The sequence below is a fragment of the Anaerosporobacter sp. genome (assembly GCF_965301125.1).
In genome coordinates, this window is the sequence record NZ_CBDLAM010000010.1 from 26436 (window position 1) to 36143 (window position 9708).

Below are 9708 nucleotides of genomic sequence, written 5' to 3' on the forward strand. Positions count from 1 at the left end.
CGCAGTGATTTGTGTAAAAGGGAGATTTTATGGCGAGAAAAATGGACAAGAGTATTGAGATTATAGAAGCATTACAAGGGAAAAAAATTCCAATACTAACACTAGATGATCGCTGGTACCAACTTATTCCAGAACATGAGAAGACTGCAACTATTAAGCAACTAGAGACTAATTTGAATAATTTGCTTAAGCAGCAAGGTAAAATGATTAATGATATAAAGGATATGAAAAAACTCAAGAAGAAATTAATGAGTGAAATCGTAGCCAATATGGAAACTGATAATTCTCCAGCTGGAAGGTTGAAAGCTAAAAAACTTGAGAAAAGTCATCAGTTTATTGAAGAAATTAACATAAAAATGCAGGAAGCAGATGATACTCTTCTAGACATGCCTTACCAGATTAAAAAAGCAAATGAGGAGCTCATGGTCGAAAGCATGAAAGTCTGCTATACAAAATTGAAACATAATCAAATAGAAATTGAAAAAGCGGATCAATGGATTCGTAAAACACGGGAGACACTAAAAGTAAGAATTCTAGAAAAACAGGATAAAGAAATAGAAAATAGTTCACTTTATTCGTATATGCATGATATACTAGGAAGCGCAGTTCTAGATATATTAGATGATAAAGAGTAAGGATGGAATAACGTTGATTATTGGTATTGGTGTAGATTTAATTGAAGTCGAACGTGTAGAGAAAGCTTGTAAGAACGAACATTTTCTTGAAAGATGTTTTACAAAACGTGAGATTGATCTGATACGAGAGGATATTAGAAAGGCCTCGGATAATTTTGCTGTAAAAGAGGCTGTTTCTAAAGTATTTGGTACAGGGTTATGTGGATTCTCACTGACAGATATAGAGGTGCTTCGAGACAAACTCGGGAGTCCTTATGTTACATTATATGGTAATGCTCTAAAGTTTGCAAATGAACGTGGGATTACAAAAATCCATGTATCTATAACAAATACGAACATATATTCAAATGCTTTTGTAGTAGCAGAAGGGAAAGAAACATGAGATATTTAGTTGATGCTGCAAAGATGAAGGCAATAGATGAGTATACCAGCAATATGATTGGTGTACCAAGCCTTGTTTTAATGGAAAAGGCGGCAATGGCAATCGTTGAAGTAATGCAAACAAAGATAACTAGAAATGATAGAATTCTAGCAGTATGTGGTACTGGTAACAATGGTGGAGATGGCATCGCTGCAATACGTATGTTGAAGGAGCTTGGATACAACGCCGATGTACTTATTATTGGGGATGAAAAGAGAGCTTCTGAGCAGACAAAGCAGCAGTTATTTATTGCGCGCAATATGGACGTGAAGGTCTATAACAATGTGAAGGTATCAGAATATACTATTATTATAGATGCAATCTTTGGCATTGGTTTGTCAAAACCAGTTGTAGGAGCATTTGAACAAGCAATAGAAGCAATTAATGTATGTGATAATACAGTCTTCTCCGTTGATATTCCTTCAGGAATTCATGCAGATAACGGAAAAGTTATGAATATTGCAGTTAAAGCAGATTATACAATAACATTTGGTGTAAACAAGATTGGTTTAGTTTTATATCCTGGCTGTGAGTACGCTGGTGAAACAATAGTAGCAAATATTGGTTTTCCTGTAAAGGCAATCGAATATGTGAAGCCATCTGTTTTTTATTATGGGAAGGAAGATTTATCTCACTTACCATTACGAAAGAACTATTCGAATAAGGGTACCTTTGGTAAGGTACTAATCATAGCAGGCTCTCGTAATATGTCCGGGGCTTGCTATTTATCTGCTAAGGCAGCATGTCGTGCAGGGGCAGGACTTGTGAAAGTTCTAACCGTGGAAGATAATCGTAGTATTATCCAAAGCCTATTACCAGAGGCTATTTTATCAACATACGATCCTATTAATTTGAAAAACAAATTAGAAGTGGACCGTATTATACGAGAATTACAATGGGCTACTTCAATTGTGATAGGACCAGGAATTGGAATTTCTGCAGCGGCAGATCATCTATTAGACATCGTATTAAATCATGCAACGGTACCAATTGTTATCGATGCGGATGCTATATCGATGTTAGCTGGTAAGACACAGTATATTGCAAAAGATAACGAGAAAGAATGTTATTGTGATATTGATTTACCAGAGAATGTAGTCGTGACTCCACATCTTAAGGAAATGTCTAGGATGTTAGATTGTGAAGTTTTAAATGTTCAGGAGAATCTATTGACCGTTGCGATGAATGCAGTAAAAGGGAAACAATATGTGTTAGCATTAAAAGATGCTAGAACAGTTGTAACGGATGGCGTTCATTGCTATGTTAATCTATCTGGAAACAATGGAATGGCTACTGCAGGAGCAGGAGATGTTTTGACAGGAATTATAGCAGCAATGTTAGCACAAGGTATGGAACGATTTGAAGCAACCGCTCTAAGCGTATATGTACATGGTCTTGCGGGTGATAAAGCAGCTGAAATTAAGAGTGTTTACTCTTTAATTGCTAGTGATATAATTGAAGCACTTCCACTAGTACTTCATGAGTGACTGAATGTAGGGAAGAAATAGTTACCTATATGGACATTGTAAGGAGGCAGATTTCATGAAAGAATACTACAGAGTAGAGGCTAGTATTAACCTCGATGCAATCTGTAACAATATTGATGAAGTAAGAAGGAATATCAACGCTAATACAAAAATCATGGCAGTTATTAAAGCGGATGGTTATGGACATGGAGCTGTTGCGTTAGCAACTGCTTTGAAGGATAAAGTTGATGCTTATGGAGTTGCTATTATTGAAGAAGGGATAGAACTTCGTTTGGCAGGATTTGAAAAGCCAATACTAATATTAGGCTTCACACCGCATGAGCAATATGAAGATTTAGTAAAATATGATATTATTCAAACGGTTTTCCAATATGATATGGCAAAATGCCTTTCTGATATTGCAGTTTCACTTGGAAAACAAGCAAAGATTCATATTAAGGTTGATACTGGAATGACTCGTATTGGATTCAAAGATACGGAAGAAAGTATTCAAATTATTAAAGAAATTAGTAAACTGCCAAACATCATTATTGATGGGTTATTTACCCATTTTGCATGTGCAGATGAAGCAGATAAGACATCTGCTAGAAAACAGTTAAGTCGTTACTTAACATTTGTAGATAAATTAGAAAAAGAAGGTATAAGTATACCAGTAAAACATGTATCCAATAGTGCGTCCATAATAGATTTACCAGAAGCAAACCTGGATATGGTAAGAAGTGGTATATCTACGTATGGTATGTATCCTTCAAGTGAAGTAAACAAGAAAAAATTACTGTTACAACCTGCTTTAACATTAATTTGTAATGTAGTTTATATAAAAGGTGTTGAAGCTGGCACGGGAATTAGTTATAATAATACCTATATTACAAATCGGAATAGTGTAATTGCTACAATACCAGTTGGTTATGGAGATGGTTATCCAAGAAGTCTTTCCTCTAAAGGAAGAGTTTTAATTCATGGAAAATCAGCTCCTATTGTTGGTAGAGTATGTATGGATCAATTTATGGTGGATATTACGGATATTCCAGATGTGAAAGAAGGGGATAAGGTAACATTGATTGGCCAAGATGGTGACGAATCGATATCGATTGAAGAAGTTGCAGATTTGGCGGGATCATTTAATTATGAACTTGTTTGTGACATAGGAAAGCGTGTACCGAGAGTATACTATAAAGAAGGAAAGAAAGTTGGAACAGCAGACTATTATAACTGTCTGCCTCAAGTTTTAGAGTTGTATTTATAAGTTTATTTAGTTATACCTTACCCGGATCTGAAAGAATATGTTTTAGTAACGGGTAAATGAGTTTCAGATTAAGACAGTTACAAAGTGAATTTTTTAAGGTTTAAAAGTGAAGTATGCCTTACTATTACAAGGCATATTGTTAGTAAGTAGCAATCTACCAAATAATAACCGTAGAAAAATCGTACACTTTAGGAATACACAGGTCAAAACTGGCAATAATAAAGCTAAAGCCAATAAATGGAGTGTGAATAAAGTGATAATTAAGCGCGGTGATATTTTTTATGCAGATTTGAGACCAGTAGTGGGCTCTGAACAGGGTGGTGTGCGCCCGGTTTTAATCATTCAGAATGATACAGGAAATAAACATAGTCCAACGGTAATCTGTGCAGCGATTACCTCAAAGATGAATAAAGCAAAGCTTCCTACACATGTAGAGCTTGATGCAGAGAAATATGGTATTGTTAAGGATTCTGTTATCTTACTGGAGCAGATTAGAACAATTGACAAAACTAGACTCAAGGAGAAAGTTTGTCACTTAGACCAAGATGTACTAAAAAAGATTGATAAGGCATTGCTTATTAGTTTCTCTCTGGATACATAAGGTCTGGTACGAGTCAATTGTAGTACATGATAAAGGAGACAAGATTTTACATGGGTGACGGGTATCCGATAGTAGGTATCGTTGTAGTTTTGTTACTTCTATTATTAAAAGCCATCATATCTTATGGGGCAAAAGCAATTGAACAAATTAATGAAGTAACAGTTAGGAAAAAAGCAGAAGATGGAGATGAGAAATCCAAAGTTCTATTAGGTTTTATAGATAAACCAGATAGTTACACTAACGCAGTTGAAGTTATTTTAACAACTACAAGTGTGCTAGTGGGATATATATGTGCTGGAGATTTTGCTAATGTTATTCGCAATGTTAATTTCCAAAAGTATTTTCTTATATCAGATGATATAACAAGGACTGTATGGACAGTCATCTTCGTTTTTGTAGTTTTGTTCATTAGTATTCTTTTTGGCAATGTTTTACCTAAAAAACTTGCCCTTAAGGATTCTGAAAATGCAGCTTACACAGTATCGAACTTTGTTTTATTTTTTATACGAATAGTAACGCCAATAGCATTTTTAATAGAGAAGATAACGAATCTAATTTTACGTTTGTGTCATATTAAACCGGAAGATTTGGAAGAAAATGTTACAGAAGATGAAATCATATCGATGGTTAATGAAGGTCAAGAACAGGGTGTTATCGCTTCAAATGAAGCAGAAATGATATCTAATATTATTGAGTTCGATGAGAAAGAAGTGAAAGACATTATGACTCATCGAAAGAAGATTGTAGCAATTGATAGTAATCAAACGGTAGAACAGACATTACGGTTTATGTTAGATAAGAGCTATTCAAGATTTCCGTTATATGAAGACGACATCGATAATATTATTGGTATCCTTCATGTAAAAGACGTAACGAGATGTTACATGTCTCCTAAGTTTAAGAACAAACCTCTTAAACTTATAGCGAGGAAACCGTATTTTGTTCCCGATACACAGAATATTGATGTATTATTTAATGACATGCAGTTGAAGAAGATACATATGGCAATCGCAGTAGATGAATATGGACAAACTGCAGGTTTAGTTGCCATGGAAGATATTCTCGAAGAAATCGTGGGTAATATCCTAGATGAATATGATATAGATGAGAAATTAATTATCAAGCAAGGTGAAGGCAGATACTTAATGAGAGGACTAGCAGGCCTTGATGATATTGAGGATATATTAGGTATAGAAATTGAGGAAGAAGATTTTGATACACTGAATGGTTTATTGATATCGTTATTAAATAGAATACCAAATGAGGGAGAGCATCTATCTGTTTCTTATGAAGGATATCTATTTGAAATATTAGATATTAAGAATAAAATGATCCGTTTTGTACGTGTAACCAAGGAAGTCGAAGATAATACAATCGAGTCAAATGAATCGGAAGAATAAAATAAATATGTAAAAAGTAAAAGAACGCTTAAGGTAGCGTTCTTTTGCTGTCGGTAATACTTCATAGGGGAGAGTATTACCTATCGTATAATAGGGTGGGAGTAGATAGTTGTTTTACTATCTGCAGACAATTATAGATTGCAATTGTGTTCAAACTGTGAAATAATCATGAAAAAAGTATGTTATATTATTTGGTTACATTAGGAGGTAGGTAAAGAACAATATGAAAGAAGATGTTTTTGAACCTGAGAATACTGATATGAAGGAAAGTATGGAGCGGAAACACGTATCTAAGGAAGATAGACAAGCTAGGTACAAGCTGTTGATGGACACAGCATTGTTAGCTGGGCAAATTATGTTAAAGAGCGGGGCAGAAACATACCGTGTAGAGGATACGATTTGTAGAATCCTTCATACCTCTGGTCTAGAAACTGCAGAAACATTTGCAACGGTTACAGGTTTGTTTGTTACACTTGATGATCCAAGTATCGATGCTATTACAAAGGTAACAAGAGTTAGTGAAAAACAATCTAATTTAAGTCAGGTATATGAAGTAAATGATGTATCAAGAAGACTATGCTCTGGTAAGATAACCGTTGAACAAGCTTATCAACAATTATTACGTATAAAAAATAAAAAAGAATATTCAACTATCCTAGTCTATATAGGGATTATAATGACCTCCTCTTTCTTCACCCTCTTATTAGGTGGAGGTATCTTAGCATCTGCATTATCGGCTATAAATGGATTATGGATTGTAGCATGTAGACATATTACAGGAAAAGTGAAATTGAATACTTTCATCACGGATATGTTATCTTCATTTATAATTGCCGTTTGCACTATGTTATATGCACATCTATTAAATAATTCGGTTATTGTAGAGATTATAATCGTTGGTTCTATTATGCCTTTAGTGCCAGGCGTTGCCATTACCAATGCAATTCGTGATACCTTACAAGGAGATTACCTCTCTGGAGGTAGTCGAGCAATCGAAGCATTCGTTATCGCAGCATGTATTGCAGTAGGAATTGGTGTAGGGTTAGCATTTGGGGTAACGGTAATTGGAGGTAGTATGCTATGATTTTACAAGTAATAGGTTCATTCCTTGGTGTGGTAGGAATGTCAATCGTAATAGGAGTTCCTAAGAAATTAATACTGTATTCTGGAGCGGTTGGAGCGATTGGTTGGTGGGTATACTTATTAATTGAAGTGAAATATCCATCAGTAGTTACAATGCAAGCATTTGCAGCCACGATGGTAGTGGCTCTGATCTCCCATGTATTTGCAAGGGTATTAAAGGCTCCAGGAACAGTATTCTTAATACCAGGAATTATGCCAATGGTACCAGGAGCAGGAATGTATCGTACTGCTTATTATTCACTTAAAGGAAACGGGGAATTAGCGTCTTACTATCTATCACAAACAGTTCAGATTGCAGGAGTAATCGCGCTAGCAATCTTTATCATGGATTCTGTATTTAAAATTATTCAATTGAAAAAACAATGGAAGTAGATAAGGGGGTTGCAAAACTCCGTTTACGTGGGACGCAAAACTCTGGGTACGTTCATCAGGCTTCTTAGCTGACGTACTATGACACGAAACACGCTTCACACCTTTAGTACTTCTAGGTGTGTACGAATAGGGGGTTCAAAGGATACGGAAACGCCTTCGATTCGGCATCCTGCCTCAGCTCAGGCTGGCTCGGCGTCCTAGCCTCGCCTTCCTAGGTTATGGTGTACACACTAAGAAGTACTAGAGGTGTTTTGCTATTGTTTCTTAGTCATTGTACGTCAGCTAAGAAGCTGTTTTATGTGTTGAGAGTTTTGCTGTTGCTACATAAGGGAGAATGTAAAAACGTTATGTTTGGATATATATTGAGAGTTTTGCTGTGCTACGTAAGTAGAATATAAGAATATTGTGAATGAATACATAAATCTGCTATGTAAGTGAAAACATAAGACTATAATGAATTATTGAGTGTTATATAGGAAAGTGAGTGCGTAGTAGTGATATTTAGGATATTCGGGGTTATTGTTTTAGTTGTTTTACTTGCAGTTATTTTTTTAGAAGTTTCTTGTTTTCGTTACGCTATTTACCGTTATGGGGTTAAAGTTCCTGATGATGAGCATAGGTGTACGGGAAGCCTAAAGAAGTTTCAGAGTATTATTTTTGAGGGTAGAGATTGGGTGAATGATCAAAGTCCAGAGCAGGTTTCGATTACTAGTAATGATGGATTGCGACTTAAGGGGTGGTTGCTTCGTGCTAAGAACCCTAAGAGAACGGTCTTATGTGTTCATGGATTTCGTGGACAAGGTGTTTTTGATTTTGGTGCAGTTTGCCGTTTCTACTATGAACAAGATTGTAATTTGCTAATTATTGATCAAAGGGCGCATGGCGCTAGTGAAGGAAAATTCATTACTTTTGGGATTAAGGAACGTTATGATGTTGCAAGGTGGATTTCCTTCTTGAATGAGAAGTTAGGAGACAAACTACCAGTTATCCTAGATGGAGTATCTATGGGTGCGGCAACGGTACTGATGGTAAGTGGGCTCGATTTACCTTCTAATGTGACTGGGATTATAGCTGATTGTGGATATACTTCTCCAAGAGAAATATACGCACACGTGGCGAAAGAATATTATCATTTACCAGCATTTCCACTCGTACCAATTTTTGGACTCTTGTGCCGTATTGTAGCGGGATTTAATATAAACGAGACAAACACAAAGGAAGCACTAGCAAAGAATTCAAGGCCAGTGCTATTTGTGCATGGAGAGTCTGATCGGTTTGTTCCATCGTACATGAGTCGTGAGAACTATGAAGCGTGCATAGCAGATCGTTATATTGAAACAGTACCAGGAGCTGGGCATGGACAAAGTTATCTTATCCAAATGGAACATTGTCAGGCAAAGATTAAAGAGTTTTTTGATCGGTGTAAGTAAGTTTTTGGTATTGCTTAGGAGAAGTACCTTTATTCTGTTTGAAGAGTTTGATGAAATAGCTTGTTGTGTTAAAACCCACTTGATTTGATATCTCTGTGATATTTAAATCTGTTGATACAAGAAGTTTCTCAGCTTCTTTCAAACGAATATGGTTTACATAGTCATTAAAATTCATGTTCATAACCGTATTAAAGATTCTTGAAAAATAACTTGAACTCATATTACATAGGGACGCCATGACAGGCGTCTTTATTTCGTCCATATAATTGTCTATTACATAATCAAATGCAGGTTGTAATCGTTTTAGATACAATTCGTCTTCATTTAAATGAGAAATTACACTAGGATCATTGCTATGAAAATATCGTAAAATCCATAAAAAGATGCGACCGATATGATTACGAACAGCCAGTTCATATCCATAGCTTTGTTCATTCATTTCTTTGAGAATATCCCATAATAATTCTGGGATACATGTCTTATCAAGTAAGTCTTTTGCTATTACCTTTGGTTGACTTGGATTATCAATTAAGAAAGGTAAGGTATATTTTAATTCTGAATAATTCTGAAACATATTGTTATAGATAACTTCTGGTTCAAAACGTAGAACAATATAGTTACCTCCTGGTTCATCAAGTGCATTGATTAGATGAACCTCTTTAGAATTTATCAGAATCAAATCTCCTTTCGCAAAATAATGGTATTTTCCATTCAGCCATACACTAAAATGTCCTTCAAGTCCATACAGTACTTCAATATAGCTGTGAAAATGGGCAGGAAAGGAAACACCTGCACTATGTACACTGTGAATATTACAGATATAGTTGGAGGGAATTCCATTGATTAATTCTTTTTTCTGTTCTGGGTACTGCATGTTACATTCTCCTTCTTAGAATTCGATATTTTTCTCACCTCTGATGCGATTATCAATTTTATTATTAAGGACAAAATATTTATATTATTTTATAGGAAA

10 protein-coding genes are annotated in these 9708 nt (G+C 35.3%); 9 read left to right on the plus strand and 1 reads right to left on the minus strand.

Features of this window, described 5'->3' with window-relative positions:
* Positions 1 to 29: 29 nt before the first annotated feature.
* From ACW2QF_RS02060 to ACW2QF_RS02100, 9 genes are all read left to right on the plus strand, one after another.
* Positions 30 to 635, plus strand: a complete 606-nt coding sequence (locus ACW2QF_RS02060; protein WP_455714330.1) for a hypothetical protein — start codon at positions 30 to 32, stop codon at positions 633 to 635.
* Positions 622 to 1017: a holo-ACP synthase gene (acpS, locus tag ACW2QF_RS02065; RefSeq protein ID WP_455714331.1), complete on the plus strand. Its 396-nt coding sequence runs from the start codon at positions 622 to 624 to the stop codon at positions 1015 to 1017. Before ACW2QF_RS02060 ends, acpS begins: the two co-directional genes overlap by 14 nt.
* Positions 1014 to 2543 carry an NAD(P)H-hydrate dehydratase gene (locus ACW2QF_RS02070; RefSeq protein ID WP_455714332.1) on the plus strand — a complete coding sequence of 510 codons (1530 nt, stop codon included), beginning with the start codon at positions 1014 to 1016 and terminating at the stop codon, positions 2541 to 2543. The genes acpS and ACW2QF_RS02070 overlap by 4 nt, the downstream gene beginning before the upstream one ends.
* Before the next feature lie 55 nt (positions 2544 to 2598).
* Positions 2599 to 3789 (plus strand): alanine racemase, encoded by a 1191-nt coding sequence (alr, locus tag ACW2QF_RS02075; RefSeq protein ID WP_455714333.1) that lies wholly within the window; start codon positions 2599 to 2601, stop codon positions 3787 to 3789.
* Between the two features lie 253 nt (positions 3790 to 4042).
* The gene (locus ACW2QF_RS02080; RefSeq protein WP_073291039.1) at positions 4043 to 4390 is read left to right on the plus strand and encodes a type II toxin-antitoxin system PemK/MazF family toxin; all 348 of its coding nucleotides are present in this window, start codon (positions 4043 to 4045) and stop codon (positions 4388 to 4390) included.
* 50 nt (positions 4391 to 4440) lie between these two features.
* Positions 4441 to 5790 carry a hemolysin family protein gene (locus ACW2QF_RS02085; RefSeq protein ID WP_455714334.1) on the plus strand — a complete coding sequence of 450 codons (1350 nt, stop codon included), beginning with the start codon at positions 4441 to 4443 and terminating at the stop codon, positions 5788 to 5790.
* Positions 5791 to 6013: 223 nt separating this feature from the next.
* Positions 6014 to 6874: a threonine/serine exporter family protein gene (locus tag ACW2QF_RS02090; RefSeq protein WP_455714335.1), complete on the plus strand. Its 861-nt coding sequence runs from the start codon at positions 6014 to 6016 to the stop codon at positions 6872 to 6874.
* On the plus strand, positions 6871 to 7305 hold the full coding sequence (locus ACW2QF_RS02095; RefSeq protein ID WP_455714336.1) for a threonine/serine exporter family protein: 435 nt from the start codon (positions 6871 to 6873) through the stop codon (positions 7303 to 7305). Before ACW2QF_RS02090 ends, ACW2QF_RS02095 begins: the two co-directional genes overlap by 4 nt.
* Positions 7306 to 7799: 494 nt before the next feature.
* A complete protein-coding gene (locus ACW2QF_RS02100; RefSeq protein WP_455714337.1) occupies positions 7800 to 8735 on the plus strand; it encodes an alpha/beta hydrolase in 936 nt (311 codons plus the stop codon).
* Here the strand turns inward: ACW2QF_RS02100 and ACW2QF_RS02105 are convergent.
* Positions 8707 to 9609, minus strand: coding sequence for an AraC family transcriptional regulator (locus tag ACW2QF_RS02105; protein ID WP_455714338.1), 903 nt, complete (start codon positions 9607 to 9609; stop codon positions 8707 to 8709). The genes ACW2QF_RS02100 and ACW2QF_RS02105 overlap by 29 nt on opposite strands.
* Positions 9610 to 9708 lie beyond the last annotated feature (99 nt).

Coding starts and splice junctions, on each gene's coding strand:
- ACW2QF_RS02060 (WP_455714330.1), top strand. CDS start 30: ATGGCGAGAAAAATGGACAAGAGTATTGAGATTATAGAAGCATTACAA.
- acpS (WP_455714331.1), top strand. CDS start 622: ATGATAAAGAGTAAGGATGGAATAACGTTGATTATTGGTATTGGTGTA.
- ACW2QF_RS02070 (WP_455714332.1), top strand. CDS start 1,014: ATGAGATATTTAGTTGATGCTGCAAAGATGAAGGCAATAGATGAGTAT.
- alr (WP_455714333.1), top strand. CDS start 2,599: ATGAAAGAATACTACAGAGTAGAGGCTAGTATTAACCTCGATGCAATC.
- ACW2QF_RS02085 (WP_455714334.1), top strand. CDS start 4,441: ATGGGTGACGGGTATCCGATAGTAGGTATCGTTGTAGTTTTGTTACTT.
- ACW2QF_RS02090 (WP_455714335.1), top strand. CDS start 6,014: ATGAAAGAAGATGTTTTTGAACCTGAGAATACTGATATGAAGGAAAGT.
- ACW2QF_RS02095 (WP_455714336.1), top strand. CDS start 6,871: ATGATTTTACAAGTAATAGGTTCATTCCTTGGTGTGGTAGGAATGTCA.
- ACW2QF_RS02105 (WP_455714338.1), bottom strand. CDS start 9,609: ATGCAGTACCCAGAACAGAAAAAAGAATTAATCAATGGAATTCCCTCC.